We start from the raw sequence: 23,689 nt of genomic DNA, 5'->3' as shown, positions 1-23,689 counted from the left end.
GTCAGGAAATGGCGGACATGACCTCGGCAGCGAACCAGTGCAGATAGTCGAGATATTCGCCGGTCGAAGCGATCCCGGGCGGGACGCCGATCGCGGTGCGCGTGACGCCCGTGGCCGGGTAGGAACTCGTGTAGGCCGTCACCAGCCGGTCGCGGTACTCCCGCAGATCCTGGCCGGCGAACGAGTGTGGCAGGTCCACATCGGAAGGGTGTTCCAGCCAGTTCAGGTCGAAACTGTCCTCCTTGCCCGCGAACTCCGGCTGTGCACGGATGTAGTCCAGCAGTGGCGGGATCTCCGCCAGGGTGAAGCCGATGGGGTTGGGCTGCCACCCGTCGTGCCGTGCGGCTCGGCGGAGGGCGGGCTTGGAGTTCCCGCCGACGTAGATCGGCGGGCGCGGGCGCTGCACCGGCTTCGGTTCGAAGGCGAGCCCGGAAACGTCGAAGTGCTCGCCGTGATGCTCGGGCGTGTCCTCCTGCCACAGGGTGTGCAAGACCGTCAGGATCTCGTCCGTGATCGCCCCGCGCCGCCGGAACGGTACCCCCAGCGCCTCGAACTCCTGCTCGGCGTGGCCGACTCCGACCGAGACGTTGAGCCTGCCGCCGGAGAGCACGTCGATCGTCGCCAGCGCCTTGGCAAGCTGGAGCGGCCGATGGTAGGGCAGCACCAGCACGGTGGCGTCGATGCGGACCTGCTCCGTCGCGGCGGCGGCGAAGGCCATCACAGAAAGTGCGTCCTGCCAGTAGGCACCCAGGCGCGGCACCTCGAAGTAGGGCATGGCGTAGTGCTCGGAAACCGTGACCGAGGCGAAGCCGAGTGCGTCGGCCACTTTCAGGATGCGCTTCAGCCCGGCTGGTGGCAGTTCGCGCGCCCACCCGAAACGGCCGGGAAGGTGATTCGTGCCAGGAAGTGCGATGTCGAACTTCACCGGGAACCCTTCTCGGCACGGGCGGCGGGCGGCCAGCCGGGCAGGTGGTAGAGCGGGTCGTCGGCCGCGGCGCTTCCGGAAGGGCCGGCGCCTTCCTTTGCCCGGAAGCGCCCGGCGTCGCTGCGCGAGAAGTCCCGGACGGCGATCCGTTCGGCGATCCTCCAGTGACCGTCCCGGCGCTCCATCCGGTCGACGTAGCGGAAACCCGTGGTGTAGTCCCACTTCGGATCGCTGTTCGAGCCGACCCAGTGCGTCGCCGTCCCGTAGGACTCGCACCGCGCCACGTCGCCATCGATGTCCACCAGTTGCTGGCCGAGCATGTGATGTGTGCCGGCGTAGCGGCTGAGCGCGAGGCGGAGCCAGTCGACGTACTCGTCGACCGATCCGGAGAAACCGGTGTGGTGTTCCGTTGCGTCGGGGTGGTAGCAGGTGCGCAGCAGCGCGAAGTCCCGCCGGTCGATCGATCGGCAGTAGCGGGCCACCACGTCCACGATCTGCTGCCGGTCCCCAGGCCAGGTCCCGCTCATCGGCCGATCCCCTGCAGGAAGACGGATGTGGTGTCGCGGGCGAACTGGTCGATCGGGTACGAGCCGTCCGGGCGGTACCACCGGACCGACAACCATACCGCGTCCCTGATCAGACGGTAGAACATCCGCGGCGGGACATCGTCACGGAACACGCCGTGCGCACGGCCGTCCTCGATGACGTCGATCCAGGCCTGTTGGACGTCGTACACGGCCGCCTTGATGCGCTCGTAGCCGGGGCGCTGCCGCAGGTACCCCAGTTCGTTCTGGTAGATCTGGGTCGCGTGCGGGAACACCTTCGCGCACTCCAGCGAAGCCACCACCAGGCCGTGTAACCGGGCGCGCGGATCGGCGGCCGGGGCCAGCGCCCTGTGATAGCGGGAGAGCAGGGCGTCGAGGTACCGCGTGACGATCTCGTCGACGATGGCTTCCTTCGACGGGAAGTAGTGGTACAGGGTGCCGGAGAGTACCCCGGATTCGTCCGCGATCTCCCGCACCGTCGTGGACCGCACTCCCTTGCGTGCGAACAGTTTCGCCGCGCCACGCAAGATCGCGGTGGACCGATCCGACTGCAGCCTCTCGGCCATCGTCTCTCCGTATCTCCTGGCGTGTCACGCGAGCGCGGACCGCATCCGGTCCGCCAGTGGCGCTGACGGGTCCATTGTGGTCTTTGGCTGCCTTCCTGGCCGCAGGCCTCGGGGCGAGGCGACGGTGGTGCAGCTCCTGCCCGTCGAAGATACGCAGCGGCGACTAGTTGGACAAGCGCTTGGTTGAATCCAGTTCTCGTTTGATCAAGCGCTTGGTAGAGTTCCGGCAATGAACACGACGGATGAACCGCAGGCTGTCCTCGTCGCGGCGGTGCGATCGCCCATCGGCCGGGCATACAAAGGCTCGTTGCGCGAGCTGCGTGCCGACGACCTCGCCGCGCAACTCGTCCGCGCGGCGCTCGACCAGGTTCCCGCGCTGGATCCGGCGGAGGTCGACGAGTTGCTGCTGGGGTGCGCGCAGCCGGCCGGCGAGCAGGGTTACGGGCTGGGCCGGGCGGTCGCCGTCCTGCTCGGCCTGGACGAGCTGCCCGGCGCGACGGTGCAGCGGTACTGTGCGTCCAGCCTGCTCACGACACGAATGGCCGCACACGCGATCCGCAGCGGTGAGGCGCACACCGTCATCTCGGCCGGTGTGGAATGCGTGTCCCGATACGGCTTCGGCAAGGCCGATGGGATGCCGGACACCCACAACCCCCGGTTCAGTGCGGCACGGGCGCGCTCCGAGGCGCAGGCACAGCCGTGGAAGGACCCTCGACTCGACGGCGGGTTGCCCGATCTCTACGTGACGATGGGGCAGACCGCGGAGAACGTCGCGCAGGTGTACCAGGTGAGTCGTGCGGCACAGGACGAGTACGCGGCACTGAGCCAGCGCCGCGCGGAGGCCGCCATTGCCTCCGGATTCTTTCGCCGCGACATCACTCCGGTGGCCCTGCCGGACGGCACCATGGTGGACAGTGACGACTGTCCGCGGCCGGGGGTCACCGTCGATCGGCTCGCCGGGTTGCAACCCGTGTTCCGCGAGGACGGCACGGTGACCGCGGGCAACTGCTGCCCGCTCAACGACGGCGCGGCCGCGCTCGTGGTGATGTCGGGCACCCGGGCCGCGGAACTCGGGCTCCGGCCGCTCGCGCAGATCGTGTCCACGGGTGTCTCCGCGCTGAGCCCCGAGGTGATGGGGATGGGTCCCGTGGTGGCCGTCCGGCGGGCGCTCTCGCTGGCGGGGATGGCGGTTGCGGACATCGGTCTGATGGAGCTCAACGAGGCCTTCGCGGCTCAGGTGCTGCCCTGCGTGGACCAGATCGGGATCGACGTCGAGCGGGTCAACGTGCACGGCGGTGCGATCGCCCTCGGACATCCGTTCGGCCAGACCGGAGCGCGACTCGTCACGACGTTGCTGCACGGACTCCAGGAGGCCGATCAGGAGATCGGTGTGGCGACCATGTGCGCCGCGGGTGGGCAGGGCATGGCACTGGTGCTCGAACGCCTGGCGTAGCCGGAACGTGCTTGAAGTGGCTTCGGGAGTGGTGCGCGCTGACGGCGCAGGGCCGGTGGCTCGCACCGCCTTCCGTTCCGGGGCGGGCGGTGCGTTCGCCGACCCGTCCACCTGCCAAGGACGGCGTGCAGTGGTTGTGGGCTATGCGGATTCGCCCGCGGCCGGGAAGGCGCCAGGCGCGGCGAAACCGTCCAGGAAGGTCTTGAGATAGGCCGTGGCGAACATGCCTGCCGGATCGGTCATCTCTCCCAGTTCACCGGGATCGACGTGGAAGAGCGTGTCGCGGATGAAACGGAACAGGACCCATAGTGGGACATCGCGCCGGAACACGCCCCGCTCACGTCCCTTCGACAGCACGGCGAGCCAGGTCAGCTTCACCTCGTTCGCGGCCTCGACGAGTTCGTCGATCATCGATCTTTCGCGGAGACGGCGCATCTCGCGCTGGTAGACCTCGGTCGCGTGCGGGTGCCGGTGCGCCGCCCCCAGCGAGGCGGACACGACTTCGCGCAGTGCGTCGCGGGGATCGAAGTCGCGCGCCATGATTGCCCGGTAGCCGGTCAGCAGGTCCCGCAGGTACTCCCGCACGACCTCCCCGGCGATCGCATCCTTGGAGGGGAAGTGGTGATAGAGGCTGCCGGAGAGCATGCCGACGCTGCCGGCGATCTCGCGCACGGTCGTGGCGGCGATGCCCTTCTGCGCGAACAACCGCGCGGCGCTGGCGAGGATCACCACGCGGCGTTCCTGTTGCTCTTTCATGCGGCCCCACCTCTCCAAGGGCTCACACGTGACCTTCCGGACCCGCCAGGCAGCCCCTCCCGGCGTAGCAGTTGAGCAAATGCTTGGTAATTTTCCGGAAAATCATGCCGCGCGTCAAGAAGGGCCTCATGCGGCTCGAAACGTGCCGCGGCCAGACCTGTCCGGCCCGCGGCGTCTCGGTTCCGGATCACTTCTCTGCTGATGGCTCTGACGCCGTGCAAAGACGGCCGGCAGCGCTCGGGTGAGACCGGTTGCCGGTGTCGCGCGTGAGGTGGCGGCGGCAGAGGGTTTCGCGGCGGGCGCTGTCCGGGATGGACGGTTCCCCGCGAGGGCTATCGTCGTGACCCAACGGGTTCTCGCCCTGGTGCTGAGACCGCTGATCGCTTCGATCGGTCACTGAACGGACCGCCGGAGTAACGGCACCCCGGATTGCTTGACGCGCGCCGCAAGCGAAAACTACGCTCCCCTGATCAAGCGCTTGGTTGGCTTGCTGAGGTCCAGAGAGGACATCATGAGAACAATGAGGTTCATCGCCGCCACAACGGCCGCGGCGCTGGTCCTGACCGCCTGCGGAAGCACGGGTTCTTCCGGGGCCGGCGGTTCGGATGCCCCGTTTCGCGTGCTGATCACGGGCGGGCTGAGTGCGGCCGGTGTCCTTGCCGCGAATGCCCAGACCTCGGTACTGGCCGCGAAGGCCGGCGTCGAGGACATCAACAAGGCCGGTGGTATCGGCGGGCGCAAGGTCGAGCTGACCGTGGTCGACGACGCCGGTGACGTGACGACCGCGGTCACGAAGCTCCGTGAGGCACTGGCGTCGGACAGCAAGCCGGACGTGTTCCTCAACTCGGGGCCGTCCACGGTCGCGAGCGCGACCCTGCCGATCCTCAAGCAGAACAAGGTCCTCGCGTTCAACATCGGGCCGACGAAGGACTCCGCCGATCCCAAGCAGTTCCCGCTCAACTTCGACATCGCACCGGGACCGGTGGACCAGCTCCGTGGATTCGTCGCCCACATCAAGCAGAAGGGCTACACCTCGGTCGGCGTGATTCACGGCAACAGCGCCTACGGGCAGACCTTCGGAGCGCAAACGCAGCAGGCCCTGAGCGCGGCCGGGATTCCGATGGTGGGCAACGAGCAGTACGACGTGTCCTCATTGGACATGACGCCGCAGTTGCAGAACCTGCAGGCGAAGAATCCGCAGGCGCTGATCGTCGACGGGTATGGAGCGCCGGTCGGGTACCTGCTGCAGAGCCTGCAGAAGCTCGGCTGGAACGTGCCGTTACTCGGGAACACCTCGGTCTCGGCGACCAGTCTAGTGTCGTCCCCGCCGCCGGCAGGCGTGCTGGGCACACCGCAGGTGGCGAACCTGCTGATGGAGGTCTTCAAGAGCACCTCCTTCGATCCTGCCGACCAGAAGGTCAACGCGATGGTGACGACGATGTCGGGCCTGGGCAAGATCCCGGGGAACCTGGTCCTCGCCTACAACTACGACGTGTTCGCGATGCTGGCCGCCGCGGCGAAGGACGCCGGATCCACCGACGGGGCCGCGCTGGCCAAGTCGCTCGAGAAGCCCGAGGTGCAGCAGGCGGCGGGCACGGCGGTGGTCTCGCGCTACCACTTCTCTTCGACCTCACACGCCCCCAACGCGGACCCCGACGCATTCACCTTCGTGGTGCCATCGAAGGTCCTGAACGGGCAGTTCGGTCACCCCGGCGCATGACGGCGGGAGTTTCGCGATGACCCTGATCTGGTCTGGCCTCGCACTCGGTGCGGTGTACGCACTGGTTGCGATCGGCTACAACATCGTCTTCATCTCCTCGCGCACGTTCAACTTCGCCCATGCGCAGTTGATGATGGTCGGGACCTTCGTCGCCTACACGGGACTGGTTACCTTCCGGCTGCCCGCCGCGGTCGTCGCCGTGCTGGCCGCGGTGGTCGTGCTCGTGCTGGCGGGGCTGGAGGAGCGGTTCGCCGTCCGCCCCGCCGCATCGCACGAGACGCAACTCGTCACCACGCTCGGTGTGTCGACCCTGCTCAACGGCGCCGCTCAGCTCGTCTGGGGTGGCCAGCCGCTGACGGTGCCCTTCTTCGGCTCGAACGAGGTCGTGACCGTGTTCGGCGGCCGGGTCTATCCGGTGGAGATCGTGCTGCTGATCCTCGCCGTGGTCCTGGTCGTGGTGCTCGGGCAGTGGGGGAAGCGGACGCTGCTCGGGCTCGCGCTGCTCGGCATGTCGGAAGATCGCGAGGCCGCTGTGCTGCGCGGCATCAATACCAGACGGCTGGTGTTCGGTGCCTTCGCATTCTCCGGCGCGCTGGCCGGGGTACTCGGCTTGTTCGTCGGCCCGAAGACCTACGCGGTGGCCACCCTCGGCGCCGCACTGGCGCTCAAGGGATTCGTCGCACTGGCCATCGGCGGCTTCGGGTCGCTGCCCGGAACTCTGGTCGGTGGCCTCGCGGTCGGGCTCATCGAGTCGGTGACGGCGCGCTACCTGGGCGCCGAGTTCAGCAACATCATGGTGTTCGCCGTGCTGCTGATCATCTTGCTGGCCCGCCCGGCGGGGCTGTTCGGCCGGGTCCGAGAACGGGTGGTGTGAGTCATGGTCGTCTGGAGGACACTGCGAGCCGCGCCCAGCTGGGTGCCGCCGCTGCTCATCGGTGTGGTCGTGCTGGTGTTACCGGGTATCGGCCTGGACTTCGCGACCTCACGGCAGATCCAGCTGACCTGCATTCTCGCACTGATCGTCAGTGGTCTGAACCTCTCCCTCGGCTACGCGGGCCAGCTGGCGCTGGGGCAGGCCGCGATGTATGCCGCCGGGGCCTACACCGCGGGGCTGATGTCCATCGCGGGGTACACCGACATCCTGCTGCAGTTGCTGGTGGCCGGGCTGGTCGCGCTCGCGGTCGGGGTGCTCACCGGGATCCCGGGGCTGCGGCTGGGCAGCTGGTCGCTCGCGATGACCTCGTTCTTCCTGGTGCTGCTCGTGCCCGATGTGCTCTCGGTGTTCGAGAACGTGACCGGCGGGCACAGCGGGCTGAGCGGAATCGCGGGCGCGACGTTGTTCGGGTCCGTCTTGGACCCGAACTCCTTCTACATCGTGATCGTGATCGTGGCGATCCTGTGGTTCGCCGTGCTGCGCAACATCGTGGTGTCCCGGCACGGGGTGGCGTTCCGGGTGCTCAAGCAGAGTCCGGTGCTGGCTTCGTCGGTCGGTATCTCCGTGTTCCGCATGAAGCTGCTCGGCTACGCGTTGGGCGCGTTCCCCGCGGGGCTGGCCGGTGCGCTGTTCGCGAACCTCGACGGTTACCTCTCACCGGAGACGTTCAGCTTCACGCTCGCCACCTCCGTGCTGGCGGCGTCGATCCTCGGTGGTTCGGCCAGCGTGTACGGTGCGGCCGTTGGCGCGGCGATCATCCAGCTCGGGCCGAACCAGTCGAGCGCGTTCCAGCAGTACGCGCTCGTCTTCTACGGTGCGTTCCTGATCGCCGGCGGGGTACTGCTCGGCGGTGGCTTCGCGCAGTTGTTCCGCAGGCTGGTGGCGCGCCTGGACCGGGCGGCCGGGCTGGACACCCAGCCCACCGCGTCGGCCGTCGCGCCGGACATACCCGCACTGCACGGTGCCGAGCTCGCGGTTTCGGGAGTGGCCAAGGCTTTCGGCGGGAATCAGGCACTGCGGGACGTCTCGATCACGGCCCGGCCCGGCAGGGTGACCGCGCTCATCGGCCCCAACGGGTCCGGGAAGACGACGATGCTGAACATGATCTGCGGCTTCTACCGGACCGACGCCGGGCGGATCACCGTGGGCGGCACGCAGTTGCAGCGCCTCCCGGCCCATCACGTGGCCAGGGCAGGAGTGGCGCGCACATTCCAGACGCCGAACCTGCCCGAGGGGGTGAGCGTGCTCGAGGCCGTCGCATCCGGCCGGTGCAGCACGGCACGTGCCTCCCTGCTGGACGCGGTGCTGCGGCTGCCACGGTTTCGCCGGGTGCGGGACGCGGACATCGCGGAAGCCCTGCGGGTGCTCGAACTCGTCGGCATGACGCACCTTCGCGATGCCGAGGCCGTCTCGCTGCCGCTGGGCATGCGGCGGTTGCTCGAGGTCGCCAGGGCGCTGGTGACCAGGCCCAGCGTGCTGCTGCTCGACGAGGCCGCGTCGGGTCTCGACGAAGACGAGGTGGACCGGCTGGCCGAGCTGATCCGCAGGATCCGCGATGCCGGCGGGACGGTGCTGCTCGTCGAGCACAACTTCCGGTTGATCCTGGCGCTGGCCGACGAGATCTTCGTGCTGGCCCACGGTCAGGTGATCGCGTCCGGTCCGCCCGAGGTCATCGAACGCGACCCCCGCGTGCTCAGCGAGTACCTGGGTGTCCGGTCCGACGACGCGCGGTTGCCCGAGGTCGCCGACGCGCTCGAGACGAAAGCGGGGGAGCGGTGATGGAACCGGTGCTGCGGGTGCGTGAGCTGGCCACGGGGTACGGCGATCTGCGGGTCGTGTGGGATGTCTCGGTCGATGTCTGGCCCGGCGCGGTGACGGCCTTGCTGGGACGCAACGGCGCGGGCAAGACCAGCACCTTGCGCGCGGTGTCCGGGCTGAACAAGCTCGCGCACGGCACGGTCGAGCTGAACGGGAAGGACGTCTCGAGGCTGCCCGCTCACCAGCGGGTCCGGCACGGGATGGCCTACGTGCAGGAGGGCAAGCGCGTCTTCCATCAGCTCAGCGTGGAGCAGAACCTCCTGCTGGGCGGCTACACCCGGCGGCTCAGCCGTGCGAAGCTGCGTGGCCCGGTGGACAAGATCTACGATCTTTTCCCAGTCCTGCGCCAGAAACGAGCGGATCCGGCGGGCTCGATGTCGGGCGGGCAGCAGCAGATGCTGGCCATCGGCCAGGCGCTGATGGCCGAACCGTCCCTGCTGCTGCTCGACGAGCCCTCCGGCGGCCTGGCACCGGTGATCGTCGCGGAGGTGATGGAGCGTATCGGCGAGCTCAGGCAGACCGGGCTCGCGATCCTCCTGGTCGAGCAGGCGGTCGAGGCGGCGCTCGGGATCGCCGACCACATCGCGGTGCTCGACGTCGGCCGCGTGGTGCTGTCCGCGCGCGCCGCTGAGGTCGAGGACCTCGATGTGGTTCGGGAAGCCTATTTCGGGCGCATCGACGGTGTGGCGGCGACGCCGGATTGAGGCGTGCGGTTCGCGTCCGTTGCGGGATGCCGTGAAGGGTCCCTTCACAGTCGTATTGGCTGTGAAGGGACCCTTCACGGCTGTCCGTGGCATGAGTCCACTGTGGATTGCTGGGCGGCCGTGAATTGCCTCTGGCTAACCAAGCAAGTGCTTGGTAGTGTCCTGCTTTGTGACGAGAGACTTGGGCTTGGACGGTGCCGTGGTCCTGGTGACCGGAGGCGTGCGCGGAGTGGGCGCCGGGATCACCCGGGCATTCCTCGGCCACGGTGCCGTGGTGGTCACCTGCGCCCGGCACGAGCCGGAGGCCGACGTCACCGCGGGCGGGCGCACGGCGGCGTTCCTGTCGTGTGATGTGCGTGATCCCGATCAGGTGGCTGTGCTGATGGAGCGTGTCGTGGCCGGGTACGGGCGGCTGGACGTCGTGGTGAACAACGCCGGTGGCAGCCCCTATGTGGCGGCGGCGGAGGGGTCGCCGCGGTTCCACGAGAGGGTCGTGAACCTGAATCTGCTGGCGCCGTTGCTCGTCGCTCAGCACGCCAATGCCGTGATGCAGCGGCAGGATGGTGGCGGGGCGATCGTGATGGTGTCCAGTGTCAGTGCCACCCGTCCCTCACCCGGCACGGCGGCCTACGGGGCGGCGAAGGCCGGCCTGAACAACCTTACGGCGTCCCTCGCGGTGGAGTGGGCCCCGAAGGTGCGGGTCAACGCGGTCACGGTGGGCCTGGTCCGGACCGAGCAGGCACACCTGCACTACGGCAGCGAGGCGGCGGTGGCCGCGGTCGGCAGGACCGTGCCGCTGGGCCGGCTGGCCGAGCCGGAGGAGGTCGGGCAGTGTGCCGCGTTCCTCGCTTCGGGGTTGGCGTCCTATGTGTCGGGGGCGACGTTGCTCGTGCACGGCGGTGGTGAAGTGCCCGCCTTCCAGAGCGCGGCCGATGTGAATCAGAAGGAGGATTCGTGACCGGATTGTGCAAGGACCGGGTCGTGATCGTCACCGGTGCCGGCCGGGGAATCGGGCGCGCCCACGCGCTGGCGTTCGCCGCGGAGGGCGCCCGGGTGGTGGTCAACGACGTCGGCGTCGCGCTGGATGGCTCGGCAACCGGGGAAGGCCCGGCCGCCCAGGTGGTCGCCGAGATCGAAAAGCGTGGGGGTGTCGCGGTCGCGAACACCGACGACGTCGCGGACTTCGGGGGCGCCGGCAACCTCGTGAACACCGCGCTGGAGTCTTTCGGCCGCCTGGATGTGCTGGTGAACAACGCGGGTTTCGTGCGGGACCGGATGCTGGTGAACCTCGGTGAGGACGAGTGGGACGCGGTGATCCGCGTGCACCTCAAGGGACATTTCGCCCCGCTGCGGTCCGCGGCCGGGTACTGGCGCGCCGAGGCGAAGGCGGGGCGGGTGCCGAGCGCGCGGGTGATCAACACCAGTTCGGGCGCGGGCCTGCTGGGCAGCGTGGGGCAGGGCAACTACTCGGCGGCCAAGGCCGGGATAGCGGGGCTGACGCTCGTGGCGGCCGCGGAACTGGGCCGGTACGGGGTCACGGTGAACGCGATCGCCCCGTCCGCGCGGACCCGGATGACCGAGGAGGTGTTCGCGGAGACGATGGCGAGGCCGGACTCGGGGTTCGACGCGATGGCTCCGGAGAACATCTCGCCGCTCGTGGTCTGGCTCGGCAGCGCCGAGTCGGCCGGGGTGACCGGGCGGGTGTTCGAAGTGGAGGGAGGCAAGGTGTCGCTGGCGCAGGGATGGCGGCACGGGCCGCCGGTGGACAAGGGCGCGCGGTGGGAGCCGGGCGAGCTGGGGCCGGTCGTGGAGAAGCTGATCGCCGGGGCCGCCGAGCCCGAACCCGTGTACGGAGCGAACTGATGCCGATCACAGTCAAGCGTATCGAGGAACACATCGAGGTCGTCACCGTCGACTTCCCGCCGGTGAACGCCCTGCCCGTGCAGGGCTGGTTCGACCTCGCCACCGCGGTCCGTCGGGCGGGCGAGGACCCGGACGTGCACGTGGTGGTGCTGCGCGCGGAAGGCCGCGGGTTCAACGCCGGTGTCGACATCAAGGAGATCCAGCGTGACAGCGGCTACGGCGCGCTGGTCGGCGCGAACCGCGGCTGTCATGCGGCGTTCGGCGCGGTCTACGACTGCGCGGTGCCGGTGGTGACGGCGGTGCACGGGTTCTGCCTCGGCGGTGGCATCGGGCTCGTCGGCAACTCCGACGTCGTGATCGCCTCGGCGGACGCGACGTTCGGGGTGCCCGAGGTCGAGCGCGGCGCGCTGGGCGCGGCGACCCACCTGGCCCGCCTGGTGCCGCAGCACCTGATGCGCACCCTGTACTTCACCGCGCGCACCATCACCGCCACCGAACTGCACGCCTACGGCTCGGTCTACCGGGTGGTGCCACGCGAGGGTCTCGACGAGGCCGCGCTGGAGGTGGCCCGGGACATCGCGGCGAAGGACCCCCGGGTGATCCGCGCGGCCAAGGAAGCACTCAACGGCATCGACACCCAGCACGTGCACCGCAGCTACCGCTTCGAGCAGGGATTCACCTTCGAACTCAACCTCCTCGGCGCCTCGGACGAGGCCCGCGAAGCATTCCTGAAGGACAAAGAAAAAGACGATGACTGACAAGCGGATGACCGCCGACGAGGTGGCGGCGGAGATCAACGACGGGATGACGATCGGGATCGGCGGGTGGGGCTCGCGGCGCAAGCCGATGGCCCTGGTCCGTGCCCTGCTACGGACCTCGGTGAAGGACCTGACCGTGGTGTCCTACGGCGGCCCGGACGTCGGGCTGCTGTGCGCGGCCGGGAAGGTCCGCCGGGTCGTGTTCGGGTTCGTGACCCTCGACTCGATCGCTTTCGACCCCTGGTTCGGGCGGGCAAGGGAGACCGGGGCGATCGAGGTGACCGAGTACGACGAGGGCATGTTCTGTGTCGCGCTGCGGGCGGCGGCGGAGCGCCTGCCGTTCCTGCCGACGCGCGCCGGTCTCGGTTCCGATGTGCCACGGCTCAACCCGCAACTGCGGACGGTGCGCTCACCCTATGACGACGGCGAAGACCTGCTCGCGGTTCCCTCGCTGAACCTGGACGTGGCGCTGGTGCACCTCAACCGCGCCGATGCCCGGGGCAACGCCCAGTACCTCGGGCCCGATCCGTATTTCGACGACCTGTACTGCCTGGCCGCGAGGAAGCGGTTCGTCTCGGTGGAGAAGATCGTCGGCACCGGGGAGCTCACCGAGAGCGGCCCTCTCCAGTCGCTGTTGCTCAACCGGTCGATGGTGGAGGGTGTGGTGGAAGCGCCGCGCGGCGCGCACTTCACCAGCGCGGTGCCCGACTACGGCCGGGACGAGCGGTTCCAGCGCCACTATGCGGCCTGCGCCAAGGATCTCGAGGAGTGGCCGGGGTTCGTGGACAGGTTCCTCTCCGGCGACGAGCGAACTTATCTGTCCGAAGTAGACCGTTTTGAAGCGGAGGCTGCTCGATGAGCGTGTCGAGGGCGGAGGTCGCGGTCAAGGCGGCGGCCGAGCTGTTCCGGGGTGACGGGGCCGTACTGGCGAGTCCGTTCGGGGTGATCCCGTCACTGGGCGCCAAGCTCGCCCGGCTCACCTTCGAGCCCGAACTGCTGATGTCGGACGGTGAAGCCCGTCTGGTGGACGCCGACGGTGTCGTCGAGGGTTGGCAGCCGTTCGGCAGGATGCTCGAGGTCATCGTGCCGTACGGGCGCCGGCACGTCGTGATGGGGGCGAGCCAGATCGACCGGTTCGGCAACCAGAACATCTCCGCGATCGGCGGGCACGCCCGCCCGGCCAGACAGTTGCTCGGCATGCGGGGTGCACCCGGCAACACGGCGAACCACCGGACCAGCTACTGGGTTCCCAAGCACAGCAAGCGGGTCTTCGTCGAGTCCGTGGACGTCGTGTCCGGCGTCGGCTACGACAACGCGGCCAAGGCGGGCCTGCGCTTCCACGATCTGTACCGGGTCGTGACGAACCTCGGCGTGTTCGACTTCGGTGCCCCGGACCGGTCGATGCGCGCCGTGTCCCTGCATCCCGGCGTGACCTCGGCCGACGTGGCGGCGGCGACGTCGTTCCCGGTCGACTGCTCGGATGCGTCCGTCACGCCTGGTCCGGACGAGACGGAACTGCGTCTGATCCGCGAGATCCTCGACCCGAAATCGTTACGGGATCGGGAGATCCCCGCGTAGGAGGAAAGAAAGATGGAACAGGCGCGCTGGGTGGATTCGATCCCTTCGGCGGTGCGGGCCGCGGCCGAGCGCTTCGGGGATGCCGAGGCACTCGTCGACGGTCGGGTACGGCTGACCTTCGCGCAGCTCGGCGTTCGGGTGCGGGAGGTGGCGAGGGCCTTCGCGGCTCTCGGGGTGCGGCCCGGTGACCGGGTGGCGCTGAACTCGCCCAATACCCACCACTGGATTCTCGCCGCGCTGGGAGCTTCCTACGCGGGTGCGACGCTCGTCCCTGTCAACACCAGGTTCACCGGTCCCGAGACCGTCGATCTGCTGCGGCGCAGCCGGGCCCGCGCGCTCGTGGTCGCCGGAACGTTCCTGGGCACCGACCGGCTGGCCGGCATCCGGGACGCCGCCGGGGAAGGGCCGGGTGAGGTGGTGGCGGGCCTGCCGGAGCTGCGCGCGGTGGTCAGGGTACCGATGGGCGAGCCGGATGTACCGGCCGGCGGCGAGGTCGGCTGGGACGAGCTGCCCTCGTACGCGGAAAGGGTGACGGCAGCCGAGGTCGAGGCGCGTGCGGACGGGGTGTCCGGTGAGGACCTCGCCGACATTCTGTTCACCTCGGGCACGACCGGGCGCAGCAAGGGTGTGATGTCGAAACACCGCCAGGCGCTCGGTGTGGCGGCCGCGTGGGCCGACTGCGGGCGGATGCGGGCCGGTGACCGGTACCTGCTGGTGAACCCGTTCTCGCACAGTTTCGGCTACAAGGCCGGAATCCTGGTGTGCCTGCTGACCGGCGCCGCGATGCTGCCGCAGGCCGTCTTCGACCCGGCCGGTCTGCTTGAGCTCGCCGAACGCGAGCGGATCAGCGTGCTCGCGGGCGCGCCGACGGTCTTCCAGACGCTGCTGCACGCTCCGGAACGGGCGGGCCGCGCACTGCCCAGCCTCCGGCTGGCGGTGACGGGTGCCGCGACCGTTCCGGTCGCACTGGTGGAACGGATGCAGGCCGACCTCGGGTTCGAAACGGTGCTCACCGCGTACGGGCTCAGCGAGGCCGTGGTGGTGACGATGTGCCGGCCCGGCGACGACGCGGAGACGGTTTCGCACACGTCGGGCCGTGCCACCTCCGGTTTCGAAGTCGCGACGGTCGACGTCGAGGGCAGGTTCCTGCCTCCGGGCGAGGCGGGTGAGGTCGTGGTCCGCGGCCCGAACGCGATGGTCGGCTATCTCGACGACCCGGCGGCGACGGCGGAGGTCATCGACGACGGGGGATGGCTGCACACCGGCGACGTCGGTGTCCTGGACGAGCGTGGCTACCTGACGATCACCGACCGGCTGAAGGACATGTACGTGTCCGGTGGTTTCAACGTCTATCCGGCGGAGGTCGAGCAGGCACTGGCTTACCTCGGCGGGGTTCATGACGTCGCGGTGGTCGGCGTGCCGGACGAGCGGATGGGTGAGGTCGGCAAGGCGTTCGTGATCCGCTCCGAGGAGGCGGACCTGACCGAGCAGGATGTGCTGGCGTACTGCAAGGAGCGGCTGGCCAATTACAAGCGGCCCCGATCGGTCGAGTTCGTCCGCAGTTTGCCGCGCAACGCCTCCGGGAAACTGCTGAAGCGTGAACTGAAGGAGCAGGTCTGACCGGGCCCGCTCGTGGTGCCTGTCGCGTCCGGCGACGGTCCGCTCCGCCACGGCGCCGAGGCGACGCGCTGTCCCGGTCGCACACGGCGACTCGCGCTCCGGTGCGTCCCGGGGCATCACGTTCGCGGGATCTTGACGCCGGTCGCCACCGGCACGACGCGCCCGTCGAGTCGTGCCGTCCTCCGTGGCCTTTCCGGCGGTGCCGTCAAGGATCGAGGGGACGGTTGGTCCACCCGCCGCCATGCCGGGGATACCAGCCACCCGCCGCCAGGGTGCCGCCGTCCACGTGGACCGTGGTGCCGGTGACGAAGGACGACAGGTCGGAGGCAAGGAACAGCGCGGCCCCGGCCACGTCGTCGGCGGTACCGTGCCTGCCCAGCGGCGCCCAGGTGGCCCACCGCCACCGGTCGGTTTCGCCGACCCAGTCCGAGTACGGCAGCTGGCGGCTTTCCACCACGTCCGGTGCTATCGCGTTGACCCGTACCCCGTGCCGTCCCGTTTCCACGGCGAGGCTGCGGGTGAACTGCCCGGCCGCCGCCTTGTAGGCCGAGTACGCGACGTGCCCTGGGATTCCCCGAAAGGCCTCCACAGTGGTCAGGGTGATGATGCTGCCGCCCCGGCCTCGTGAGACCATTCCGGGCAGCAGCGCATGCGTCAGGGTCAGCACGTGGCCGAAGTTCACGTCGTGCGACCGGGCCCACGCGGCCGGGGCCTCGCTGCCGAACTCGGTGGGTGGGCGCAGGAAATGGCCCACGTTGTGCACCACCACGTCGGGCTCGCACTCGTCGGCGATCCGGCGCGCCGCGCCCGGAGCGGTCACGTCCACCCGGAGCGTGGCAAGCGGGCTGTCACCGGCCCTCTTGTCCAGGCCCGCCAGCGCGGCCGCATCGACGTCCACGGCCAGCACCCGGGCGCCGTGGGCGAGGAAGGCCTCGGTGATACCGCGGCCGATTCCCGCTGCGGCGCCGGTGATCACGGCCGTGCGGCCGGCGAGCAGTGGTCCGGGTTGGTGTTTCGTCACCATGCCGTCCTCCTTGAGAAAGCGATAGGGCCACCCGCGCGCCCGCTCACCGCAAATGCGTCACTGGGCCACCGTCCAGCCGCCGTCCCGCATGCGCGGGGTGGCGATCAGACCCGGTGCCACCGCGTTCGCCCGCACCTCCTCGCTTCGATAGGTGGCCAGGTGCCGGGTGTACCCGGCGATGCCCGCCTTCACCGCGGGGTACCAGTCCGGGGCCGAGCCGAGTGTGGTTCCCGAGACGGAGGCGACGTTGACCAGGCTGTGCGCGGTGCCGGTGGCGAGAAATGCCTCGGTGACCCCGCGGGTACCGCCCAGTGCTATGCGGACGGCATCGTCGAAGCCCAGCGCGGACGCGCTCGAGGGACCGGCGTTGTTCACCAGGTACCGGACCGGCCCCGCCGAAGAGGCCGACGACATCGCGGCCGTCACGGCACCGGCGTCGGCGATGTCGACCGCGGCCGCGACGGTCTTGTGCCCGGCCTCGCCGATCTCCGCCGCGGTCGCGTGCGCGCTGTCCGTGTCGAGGTCCCAGACCGCGACGGTCAGCCCCGCGGCGGCCGCGGCGACGGCGATGGCGCGGCCGATCCCGCTCCCGGCGCCGGTGACCACGACGACGTCACCCGGTTCGAATCCCAGACTATCCACAGTAGACGCTTCTGCGAGGTCGGCGCTGGTGTGCGGTGACGGGTGGGTAGCCCGCCGCTGGCCCCGTCAGACCAGCCAGCGGTTGAGCGTCTCGACGACACAGCCCGGCTTGGTCCCGCCCTCGACCTCGGCGACAATCCGGATCGTCGCCTGCACGCCGCCGGGAATATCTTCGCAGGTAAGGATTTCTCCGCGACCACGAATCCGGGCTCCGGTGGGTACCGGCGCGGGGAAGCGGACCCGGTTGGCGCCGTAGTTCAGCCCCATGCTCACGCCTTCGACGCTGAGCAGTTGTGGCAGGAAGTAGTTGCAGAGCGACAAGGTCAGATAGCCATGGGCAATGGTGGAGCCGAAGGGCGACTCGCGGGCTCGACCGGGGTCGACGTGAATCCATTGGTGGTCGCCGGTGACGTCGGCGAAGGCATCGATCCGTTGCTGGTCGATCGAGAGCCACGCGGTCGGACCGAGCATCGTGCCGACCGCTGCGCGCAGCCCGGCGAGTCCCCGGACGACCAACCGGTCCTCTTGTGCGGTTTCCGCTTCCGCCGGCATGGCGGCTCCTCTCTCGGTCGTTGCCCTGGCCCCGACCGGCATCATATGCCAAGCAAGCGCTCGGTTCATTCCCCGGGCGCAGCCGGTGGGACGACATTCCAGTCCGGCGAACGTCTGGAACATGGATTCGGGCTGCCCTGAGCGCCGCGGGCAAGGTGCCCGTGGCTGTCGCTGTCGACACGGTTGACGACGGGGAAGGGGGCGTCTAAGTTGGAGTAACCAAGCGCTTGATTGGTTTTCTGGGCGACGTGCGCGCCCCTCCGGCCGGGCATCTTTCCCTGCTTTTGAGCGTGCTTGTTCTGCCATCACCCGATACGGACGGAGGCGAGTCGATGACGACTCAGAACGCTGCCGTACTCCCCGCGCGGCGCACCGTGTTCGCGGACATCGTCCGCGGGCGTATCGGCGACGATCGCCCCGGAGTGCTGTTCGAGGGCCGCGTGCTCACGTGGGGTGAGATCGTCCAAGGAGCCGCCGACCGGGCCGCGGCTCTCGCCGACTTGTCGTGGCCCACCGGCCGGCCGCTGCACGTGGGTGTCCTGCTCGAGAACATCCCGGACTACGTCCAGTGGGTCTGCGCCGCGGCGCTGTGCGGCGCCACGGTGGTGGGCATCAACGCGACCCGTCGTGGCGCCGAGTTGGCCCACGATGTGCGGCACACCGACTGCGACCTGCTCATCACCGAGAACCGCCTCGCCGGGCTCGTCGATGGCCTGGACCTCGGCATCCCGGCCGAGCGGATCCACAACGTGGACACGCCCGGGTACGCCGCCTGGCTCGCGCGGTACTCCGGCTCACCGATGCCCATGGGCGAGATCGACCCGGCCGCCAATCTCCTGCTGCTGTTCTCCTCCGGCTCGACCGGTGTGCCCAAGGCCGTCATCTGCACCCACGCCCGCCTTGCCGCCGTTTCCGAGGCGATGCTGGATCGCTGCGAGCTGACCCGCGATTCGGTGGCCTATCTGGCCATGCCCCTTTTCCACGGTAACGCCCTGATGCTCAACCTCGGCCCGGCCATGGTCTGTGGCGCCACCATCGCCGTGGTCCGCAAGTTCTCCGCGTCCGGCTTCGTCCGCGACGTGCACGAGCACGGCGTGACTTTCTTCAACTACGTCGGGCGGGCGCTCGCCTACGTCCTGGCGCAGCCTTCCGACCCCCGCGACGCGACGAGCACGCTGCGGCGGGCCGTGGGCACCGAGGCGTCCGCCGTGGACATCTCCCGGTTCACGGAGCGCTTCGACGTGGTCGTGTCCGAGGGCTACGGCTCCAGCGAAGGCGTCATGCGAATCAACCGCACCCCGGACACACCCGGCGACGCGCTCGGCGTGGCCGTCGGCGGCAGCGTCGTCAAGGTCCTGGACGAGGTCACCGGCCTCGAATGTCCCCCCGGCAGGCTCGACGGAAACGGCCGGCTCGTCAATGCCGAAGAGGCCATCGGCCAGCTCGTCGGGATCGGCATGGCCGCCCGGTTCGAGGGCTACTACAAAAACCCCGAGGCCACCGCCGAGCGCGTCCGCGGAGACGACTTCTGGTCCGGTGACCTGGCCTACCGCGACGCCGGCGGCTACTTCTACTTTGCCGGCCGGTCGTCGGACTGGCTGCGCGTCGACAGCGAGAACTTCGCCGCCGGCCCGGTCGAGCGGATCCTCGAGCGCTGGGAGCCGGTCGCCGTCGCTCCCGTGTTCGCCGTGCCCGACCCGCGGACGGGCGACCAGGTCATGTGCGCGCTGCAGCTGCGCGATGGGTTCCGCTTCGATCCGGACGCCTTCACCGCCTTCCTCGCCGCTCAGACCGACCTTGGGCCCAAGTGGCGCCCCCGGTTCGTGCGGATCGTCGAGGAGGTGCCGACGACGGGAAACAACAAGATCGCCAAGCAGGTACTGCGACGCGCCGCCTGGGTCACGACCGACCCGGTGTTCGTCCGCGACGGGGCATCGACGACGTACCGCAGGCTGACGCCCGCAGACGTCGAGGAGTTCGAGAACCAGTTCACCACCCACGGGCGCGCGGCGCTGTTGCCGGTCACCTGCTGACGCGGCCAGGAGAGAGGACACCGATGTTCCTGGAGTACACCCCCGAGCAGCGTGAGCTGAGCCGGGAGCTGCGGGCCTATTTCTCGCGCCTGCTCACCCCGGAGGTGCGTGAGGCGCTCGGCGGCACGAATGAGGATCGCCCGGCCTACCGCGAGATCATCCGGCGGATCGGCAAGGACGGGCTGCTCGGTCTCGGCTGGCCCACGGAGTACGGCGGACAGGGCCGCCCCGCGGCCGACCAGTACATCCTCTTCGACGAGATCAACCGGGCCCAGGCGCCGTTCCCGTTCGTGACGATCAACACCATCGGTCCGATGCTCATGCGCCACGGGACCTCGGAACAGAAGAAGCGCTACCTGCCAGGAATGCTCACCGGGGACGTCCTCTTCGTGATCGGCTACAGCGAGCCCGATTCGGGTACCGACCTCGCCTCGCTGCACTCCCGAGCCGAGGCGCTGCCCGAGGGCGGCTGGAACATCAACGGGCAGAAGGTCTTCACCAGTGGGGCCAGCCAGGCCGACTTCGTCTGGATGGCGGTGCGCACAGATCGTGATGCCCCGAAGCACCGGGGCATCACGATCCTCATCGTGCCCACCTCCGCTCCGGGCTTCAGCTGCACCCCGATCGTGACGAGCGGCATCACCCACACGAACGCCACCTACTACGAGGATGTGCGGGTGGGCCCCGACGCCGTCGTCGGTGAGGTGAACGGTGGCTGGCAGTTGATCAACGGCCAGCTCGGCCACGAGCGGGTCGGCCTGGCGGCGATGGGCGGGCGTACCGAGCAGTTGTGGTCGGACGTCGCCGCCTGGGCGAGCCGGCCCGGTGCCGATGGGGTGCGTGCGATGGACAAGCCGTGGGTGCGCACCGAGTTGGCTCGCGACTACGCGGAGCTCACCGCGATGCGCCTGCTCAACTGGAAGATCGCGGTCGTCGAGGAGGACCAGAACCCCAATCCCGCGGCCGCGTCGGTCGCCAAGGTCTACGGCACCGAGACCCACGACCGGGTCTGCCGCGACCTCGTTTCCGTCGTCGGCCCCCGCGCGACACGCCGCCCCGGCGCCCCCGGCGCGGTGCTCGGCGGCCGGCTCGAGGCCTATACCCGCGGCTCCTACATCAACACCTTCGGCGGCGGGACCAACGAGGTGCTGCGCGACATGATCGCGGTGACCGGCCTCGGCATGCCCCGCAGGAGGTGGTCCGCCTGAGCGCCACCGCCATCCCGGCAGAAGCCGCTGACGGGGACGCCTTCCTCGCCCGGCTGCGGGAGTTCGTCGGCATCGAGGCCACCCCGACCCGTTACGCCCAGGACGCGGTCAACCAGCCGATGATCCGCCACTTCGTCGAGGCCCTCGGCGACGAGAACCCGATCTACGTCGACGAGCGGGCGGCCATCGCCACCGGGCGGGACGGCATCGTCGCGCCCCCGCCGATGCTCTCGACCTGGCTCATGGTCGGCTACAAGGCCCACAAGACCGCCGCGTCCGGCAAGGCGCCGGACAGCCCGATGGCCCGGCTGCTCGGTCTCCTCGCCGACGCCGGCTTCGTCGGCGTCGTGGCCACCGACGACGAGCACGAGTACGTGCGCGAGTTGCGCCTAGGTGACGAGCTGAAAATGACGACGGTGATCGAGGACGTCTCGGCCCGCAAGATCACGGGGCTTGGTCCCGGTCACTTCGTCACGACGCTGCGCACCTACACCGACCAGCACGATGAGGTGGTGGCCCGGCAGCGGTTCCGCATCCTGCGTTTCGATCCTTCGAAAGCGAAGCGGGCCGCCGAGCCCGTGTCCGCCGATCCCGGGCTGCGGCACAAGCCGTTCATTCTGCGGGACAACGAGTTCTGGTTCAGCGCCGCCGCGCAGCGCCGGCTCGTCATCCAGGCCTGCTCGGACTGCGGGATGCTGCGCCACCCGCCCGGCCCGATCTGCCCGAGGTGCCACTCGTACGCCTGGCACGAGCAGGAGGCCACCGGCCGCGGCACCGTGCACAGCTACGTCGTGAGCCACCATCCGAAGGCTCCCGGCTACGACTATCCACTCACCGTCCTGCTCGTCGATCTCGAGGAGGGCACCCGCCTCATTGCCGACTTCGCCGGCCGCACCGAGGAGGTCGAGATCGGGATGCCGGTACAGGTCGAGTGGCTCGACTACGACGGCGAACTCACCCTGCCCCGGTTCCGGGCGGTCACCGGGGCGCCGTCTCTCGAAAAGGAGGACCACTGATGGACTTCCGGCTCACCGAGCACCAGGTCACGATCAACGAGTTGGCCCGAGACGTGTTCTCCCGCAACGGAAACCCGGAACGACTGGTCGCCGTGGAAGCCGGCGCCGAGCGCATCGACCGGGCGTTGTACCGCCACCTCGCCGAGGCCGGTGTACTCGGGCTGCTCGTGCCTGAGGAGTACGGCGGCGCGGGCCTCGGGCTCTGGGAGGCCGCCGGCGTGTTCGTCGAGCAGGGCCGCGCCCTGGGCACGGTGCCGCTCTGGGAGACCCTGGTCGGCGGTGTCCTGCCCATCGTGCGCTACGGCGACGCGAAGATGCGCACCGAATGGCTACCGCGGGTCGCGTCGGGGGACGTGATCCTCAGCGTTGCCGTCGACGACGTCGCCGACGCCCGCCGCTTCGGTGCCAGGGTGCGTGCCGCGAACACCGGGCGGGGGCCACGGCTGACCGGCACCGTCGCCGACGTCCGGTCGGCCCACCTGGCCGACGCCGTCGTCGTCCCGGCCGCGGACGAGCGGGGCGCCCTCGGCCTCTACCTCGTGCCGACCTCCGGCGAGGGGGTGCGCCGCGAAACCTTCGAGCGCACCGATCGTGGTCTGGCCTGCGACCTGCACTTCGACGGCGCCGCCGCCGAGCCACTCGACGGGGGCCCCGATGAGGACCGGCTGGAGTGGCTGCTTCGCCAGGCCTGGATCGCCCTCGCCGCGCTGCAGACGGGCATCAGCCAGGCAGCCGTACGGCAGGCCGCCGAGTACACCTCCGGCCGCGAGCAGTTCGGGGTCCCGATCGCGACATTCCAGGCCGTGGCCCACCAGATCGCGGACTGCCACATCGCCACCGAGGCTATGGAGGCCACCTACCTCAACGCACTGTGGCGCGAGAGCACTGGCCGCCCGGCCACGGCGGCGGCCCACGTGGCGAAGTACTGGGCGGCCGAGGCCGGTGACCGCATCGCCCGCACCGTGCTGCACGTCCACGGCGGGATCGGCGCGGACGTCACCTACCCGATCCACCGCTACCTGCTCTGGACCACCCAGTTGACCAACACCGCCGGCTCGGCCGCCTGGCACCTGGAGCATCTCGGTGATCTCATCGACGAGGGGGAGCGGTTGTGAACGGCACCCGGACCATCGCGGGCGTGCGGGTCGGCGACACCCTCCCGCCGTTGGAGATCCCGCTGACCCGGACCCTCATCGTCGCCGGGGCCCTGGCCACGCGCGACTACGAGGACGTGCACCACGACCCGTCCCTGGCCGAGCAGCGGGGCACGCCGGACACCTACATGAGCATCAACAACACCAACGGCTTCGTCGGCCGCTTCGTCACCGACTGGGCCGGTCCCGCCGCCCGGCTGCTGCGGCTGTGTACCCGGCTCGGTGTCCCGAACTTCCCCGGCGACACGATGACCCTCACCGGCGAGGTCGTGGCCGTCGACGACGACATTGTCCGCGTCGCGGTGCGCGGGACGAACAGCTTGGGCGCGCACGCCATCTCCGAGGTGACCGTGCGGCTGCCCCGTGGGACAGGGGAGTGACATGACCTCGAACCACCTGTCGGGTCGCACGGCGATTGTCGGCATCGGCGCCACCGAGTTCTCCAAGAACTCGGGCCGCAGTGAGCTCCAGTTGGCAGTGGAGGCGGTCCAGGCCGCGCTGGCCGACGCGGGACTCACCGCCGCCGACGTCGACGGCATGACGAGCTTCACCATGGAGACCAACCCGGAGAACATGATCGCCCGAAGCCTGGGGGTGCCGGAGCTGAAGTTCTTCTCCCGGATCCCCTATGGCGGTGGGGGTGCCTGCGGGCCCGTGCAGCAGGCCGCCATGGCGATCGCTTCAGGGATCGCCGACGTCGTCGTTGCCTACCGGGCCTTCAACGAGCGGTCCGGCGTCCGGTTCGGACAGGGCCCACCCCCGGCGAGGACGCAGGCCACTTCGGACAATGAGTACCGGTCCTGGGTAAACCCCTACGGCC

The 23,689-nt window shown here is 69.5% G+C and carries 24 protein-coding genes; 17 read left to right on the top strand and 7 right to left on the bottom strand.

All coding sequences use genetic code 11. From position 1 onward, the window contains the following. Window position 1 precedes the first annotated feature (1 nt). Genes FNH05_RS03040 through FNH05_RS03030 form a run of 3 tightly spaced genes read right to left on the bottom strand, consistent with a single transcriptional unit; the run spans window position 2 to window position 2,036 of the window. Entirely contained in the window at window positions 2–925 is a 924-nt protein-coding gene (locus tag FNH05_RS03040; RefSeq protein WP_186382348.1) for a TIGR03619 family F420-dependent LLM class oxidoreductase, read from the bottom strand. Then, a complete protein-coding gene (locus FNH05_RS03035) occupies window positions 922–1,452 on the bottom strand; it encodes a nuclear transport factor 2 family protein (RefSeq protein ID WP_144585713.1) in 531 nt (176 codons plus the stop codon). The genes FNH05_RS03040 and FNH05_RS03035 overlap by 4 nt, the downstream gene beginning before the upstream one ends. Then, complete coding sequence (locus FNH05_RS03030; protein ID WP_144585712.1) at window positions 1,449–2,036, bottom strand: TetR/AcrR family transcriptional regulator; 588 nt, start codon at window positions 2,034–2,036, stop codon at window positions 1,449–1,451. The genes FNH05_RS03035 and FNH05_RS03030 overlap by 4 nt, the downstream gene beginning before the upstream one ends. A gap of 229 nt (window positions 2,037–2,265) precedes the next feature. Here FNH05_RS03030 and FNH05_RS03025 point away from each other — a divergent pair, with 229 nt between their 5' ends. Then, on the top strand, window positions 2,266–3,489 hold the full coding sequence (locus FNH05_RS03025; RefSeq protein WP_144585711.1) for an acetyl-CoA C-acetyltransferase: 1,224 nt from the start codon (window positions 2,266–2,268) through the stop codon (window positions 3,487–3,489). Between the two features lie 141 nt (window positions 3,490–3,630). Here the strand turns inward: FNH05_RS03025 and FNH05_RS03020 are convergent, their stop codons facing one another. Continuing rightward, complete coding sequence (locus FNH05_RS03020) at window positions 3,631–4,245, bottom strand: TetR/AcrR family transcriptional regulator (protein ID WP_144585710.1); 615 nt, start codon at window positions 4,243–4,245, stop codon at window positions 3,631–3,633. Between the two features lie 520 nt (window positions 4,246–4,765). On the opposite strand from FNH05_RS03020, the gene FNH05_RS03015 reads away from it, so the two are divergent. The 10 genes from FNH05_RS03015 to FNH05_RS02970 all read left to right on the top strand — a co-directional run bounded on the left by FNH05_RS03015 (window position 4,766) and on the right by FNH05_RS02970 (window position 15,240). After that, window positions 4,766–5,965, top strand: a complete 1,200-nt coding sequence (locus tag FNH05_RS03015; protein ID WP_144585709.1) for an ABC transporter substrate-binding protein — start codon at window positions 4,766–4,768, stop codon at window positions 5,963–5,965. 16 nt (window positions 5,966–5,981) lie between these two features. Further along, a complete protein-coding gene (locus FNH05_RS03010) occupies window positions 5,982–6,839 on the top strand; it encodes a branched-chain amino acid ABC transporter permease (protein ID WP_144585708.1) in 858 nt (285 codons plus the stop codon). A gap of 3 nt (window positions 6,840–6,842) precedes the next feature. Beyond that, window positions 6,843–8,678: a branched-chain amino acid ABC transporter ATP-binding protein/permease gene (locus FNH05_RS03005; RefSeq protein ID WP_144585707.1), complete on the top strand. Its 1,836-nt coding sequence runs from the start codon at window positions 6,843–6,845 to the stop codon at window positions 8,676–8,678. Then, entirely contained in the window at window positions 8,678–9,421 is a 744-nt protein-coding gene (locus tag FNH05_RS03000) for an ABC transporter ATP-binding protein (protein ID WP_144585706.1), read from the top strand. The genes FNH05_RS03005 and FNH05_RS03000 overlap by 1 nt, the downstream gene beginning before the upstream one ends. A 169-nt stretch (window positions 9,422–9,590) precedes the next feature. Beyond that, window positions 9,591–10,379, top strand: coding sequence for an SDR family oxidoreductase (locus FNH05_RS02995; protein ID WP_144585705.1), 789 nt, complete (start codon window positions 9,591–9,593; stop codon window positions 10,377–10,379). Further along, complete coding sequence (locus tag FNH05_RS02990; protein ID WP_144585704.1) at window positions 10,376–11,284, top strand: SDR family oxidoreductase; 909 nt, start codon at window positions 10,376–10,378, stop codon at window positions 11,282–11,284. The genes FNH05_RS02995 and FNH05_RS02990 overlap by 4 nt, the downstream gene beginning before the upstream one ends. Beyond that, window positions 11,284–12,042, top strand: a complete 759-nt coding sequence (locus FNH05_RS02985) for an enoyl-CoA hydratase family protein (protein ID WP_144585703.1) — start codon at window positions 11,284–11,286, stop codon at window positions 12,040–12,042. The genes FNH05_RS02990 and FNH05_RS02985 overlap by 1 nt, the downstream gene beginning before the upstream one ends. After that, entirely contained in the window at window positions 12,035–12,901 is an 867-nt protein-coding gene (locus FNH05_RS02980; RefSeq protein WP_144585702.1) for a CoA transferase subunit A, read from the top strand. The genes FNH05_RS02985 and FNH05_RS02980 overlap by 8 nt, the downstream gene beginning before the upstream one ends. Further along, window positions 12,898–13,620, top strand: a complete 723-nt coding sequence (locus tag FNH05_RS02975) for a CoA-transferase subunit beta (protein ID WP_144585701.1) — start codon at window positions 12,898–12,900, stop codon at window positions 13,618–13,620. Before FNH05_RS02980 ends, FNH05_RS02975 begins: the two co-directional genes overlap by 4 nt. Window positions 13,621–13,632: 12 nt before the next feature. Beyond that, on the top strand, window positions 13,633–15,240 hold the full coding sequence (locus FNH05_RS02970) for a FadD3 family acyl-CoA ligase (protein WP_144585700.1): 1,608 nt from the start codon (window positions 13,633–13,635) through the stop codon (window positions 15,238–15,240). 205 nt (window positions 15,241–15,445) lie between these two features. On the opposite strand, the gene FNH05_RS02965 is transcribed toward FNH05_RS02970, so the two are convergent. The 3 genes from FNH05_RS02965 to FNH05_RS02955 all read right to left on the bottom strand — a co-directional run bounded on the left by FNH05_RS02965 (window position 15,446) and on the right by FNH05_RS02955 (window position 17,458). Beyond that, window positions 15,446–16,264 carry an SDR family NAD(P)-dependent oxidoreductase gene (locus FNH05_RS02965; RefSeq protein WP_144585699.1) on the bottom strand — a complete coding sequence of 273 codons (819 nt, stop codon included), beginning with the start codon at window positions 16,262–16,264 and terminating at the stop codon, window positions 15,446–15,448. Window positions 16,265–16,321: 57 nt separating this feature from the next. Next, complete coding sequence (locus FNH05_RS02960; RefSeq protein WP_144585698.1) at window positions 16,322–16,906, bottom strand: SDR family NAD(P)-dependent oxidoreductase; 585 nt, start codon at window positions 16,904–16,906, stop codon at window positions 16,322–16,324. Window positions 16,907–16,972: 66 nt separating this feature from the next. Further along, on the bottom strand, window positions 16,973–17,458 hold the full coding sequence (locus FNH05_RS02955) for a MaoC family dehydratase (protein WP_144585697.1): 486 nt from the start codon (window positions 17,456–17,458) through the stop codon (window positions 16,973–16,975). A 332-nt stretch (window positions 17,459–17,790) separates the two neighbouring features. Here FNH05_RS02955 and FNH05_RS02950 point away from each other — a divergent pair, with 332 nt between their 5' ends. The 6 genes from FNH05_RS02950 to FNH05_RS02925 form a co-directional block, all read left to right on the top strand. Continuing rightward, entirely contained in the window at window positions 17,791–19,491 is a 1,701-nt protein-coding gene (locus FNH05_RS02950; protein WP_144585696.1) for an AMP-binding protein, read from the top strand. A 23-nt stretch (window positions 19,492–19,514) separates the two neighbouring features. Continuing rightward, complete coding sequence (locus tag FNH05_RS02945; protein ID WP_144585695.1) at window positions 19,515–20,699, top strand: acyl-CoA dehydrogenase family protein; 1,185 nt, start codon at window positions 19,515–19,517, stop codon at window positions 20,697–20,699. Beyond that, window positions 20,687–21,715: a bifunctional MaoC family dehydratase N-terminal/OB-fold nucleic acid binding domain-containing protein gene (locus tag FNH05_RS02940; RefSeq protein ID WP_246127479.1), complete on the top strand. Its 1,029-nt coding sequence runs from the start codon at window positions 20,687–20,689 to the stop codon at window positions 21,713–21,715. Before FNH05_RS02945 ends, FNH05_RS02940 begins: the two co-directional genes overlap by 13 nt. Then, window positions 21,715–22,830 (top strand): acyl-CoA dehydrogenase family protein, encoded by a 1,116-nt coding sequence (locus tag FNH05_RS02935; protein WP_144585694.1) that lies wholly within the window; start codon window positions 21,715–21,717, stop codon window positions 22,828–22,830. Before FNH05_RS02940 ends, FNH05_RS02935 begins: the two co-directional genes overlap by 1 nt. Continuing rightward, window positions 22,827–23,249 carry a hotdog family protein gene (locus FNH05_RS02930; protein ID WP_144585693.1) on the top strand — a complete coding sequence of 141 codons (423 nt, stop codon included), beginning with the start codon at window positions 22,827–22,829 and terminating at the stop codon, window positions 23,247–23,249. The genes FNH05_RS02935 and FNH05_RS02930 overlap by 4 nt, the downstream gene beginning before the upstream one ends. Before the next feature lies 1 nt (window position 23,250). After that, window positions 23,251–23,689 (top strand): beta-ketoacyl-[acyl-carrier-protein] synthase family protein (locus FNH05_RS02925; RefSeq protein WP_483964221.1); only part of this gene is annotated, 439 nt, incomplete at its 3' end.

The organism is Amycolatopsis rhizosphaerae, assembly GCF_007713715.1.
GTDB classification, from domain to species: Bacteria; Actinomycetota; Actinomycetes; order Mycobacteriales; family Pseudonocardiaceae; genus Amycolatopsis_E; species Amycolatopsis_E rhizosphaerae.
The sequence above is the reverse complement of the archived record's forward strand: the minus strand, read 5'-3'. Positions and strand labels throughout refer to the sequence as shown.

What these genes read in the sequence shown, in the direction of transcription:
- FNH05_RS03035 (WP_144585713.1), bottom strand. Translation starts at nt 1,452, where the DNA reads ATGAGCGGGACCTGGCCTGGGGACCGGCAGCAGATCGTGGACGTGGTG.
- FNH05_RS03030 (WP_144585712.1), bottom strand. Translation starts at nt 2,036, where the DNA reads ATGGCCGAGAGGCTGCAGTCGGATCGGTCCACCGCGATCTTGCGTGGC.
- FNH05_RS03025 (WP_144585711.1), top strand. Translation starts at nt 2,266, where the DNA reads ATGAACACGACGGATGAACCGCAGGCTGTCCTCGTCGCGGCGGTGCGA.
- FNH05_RS03020 (WP_144585710.1), bottom strand. Translation starts at nt 4,245, where the DNA reads ATGAAAGAGCAACAGGAACGCCGCGTGGTGATCCTCGCCAGCGCCGCG.
- FNH05_RS03015 (WP_144585709.1), top strand. Translation starts at nt 4,766, where the DNA reads ATGAGGTTCATCGCCGCCACAACGGCCGCGGCGCTGGTCCTGACCGCC.
- FNH05_RS03010 (WP_144585708.1), top strand. Translation starts at nt 5,982, where the DNA reads ATGACCCTGATCTGGTCTGGCCTCGCACTCGGTGCGGTGTACGCACTG.
- FNH05_RS03005 (WP_144585707.1), top strand. Translation starts at nt 6,843, where the DNA reads ATGGTCGTCTGGAGGACACTGCGAGCCGCGCCCAGCTGGGTGCCGCCG.
- FNH05_RS03000 (WP_144585706.1), top strand. Translation starts at nt 8,678, where the DNA reads ATGGAACCGGTGCTGCGGGTGCGTGAGCTGGCCACGGGGTACGGCGAT.
- FNH05_RS02985 (WP_144585703.1), top strand. Translation starts at nt 11,284, where the DNA reads ATGCCGATCACAGTCAAGCGTATCGAGGAACACATCGAGGTCGTCACC.
- FNH05_RS02980 (WP_144585702.1), top strand. Translation starts at nt 12,035, where the DNA reads ATGACTGACAAGCGGATGACCGCCGACGAGGTGGCGGCGGAGATCAAC.
- FNH05_RS02975 (WP_144585701.1), top strand. Translation starts at nt 12,898, where the DNA reads ATGAGCGTGTCGAGGGCGGAGGTCGCGGTCAAGGCGGCGGCCGAGCTG.
- FNH05_RS02970 (WP_144585700.1), top strand. Translation starts at nt 13,633, where the DNA reads ATGGAACAGGCGCGCTGGGTGGATTCGATCCCTTCGGCGGTGCGGGCC.
- FNH05_RS02965 (WP_144585699.1), bottom strand. Translation starts at nt 16,264, where the DNA reads ATGGTGACGAAACACCAACCCGGACCACTGCTCGCCGGCCGCACGGCC.
- FNH05_RS02955 (WP_144585697.1), bottom strand. Translation starts at nt 17,458, where the DNA reads ATGCCGGCGGAAGCGGAAACCGCACAAGAGGACCGGTTGGTCGTCCGG.
- FNH05_RS02950 (WP_144585696.1), top strand. Translation starts at nt 17,791, where the DNA reads ATGACGACTCAGAACGCTGCCGTACTCCCCGCGCGGCGCACCGTGTTC.
- FNH05_RS02945 (WP_144585695.1), top strand. Translation starts at nt 19,515, where the DNA reads ATGTTCCTGGAGTACACCCCCGAGCAGCGTGAGCTGAGCCGGGAGCTG.
- FNH05_RS02935 (WP_144585694.1), top strand. Translation starts at nt 21,715, where the DNA reads ATGGACTTCCGGCTCACCGAGCACCAGGTCACGATCAACGAGTTGGCC.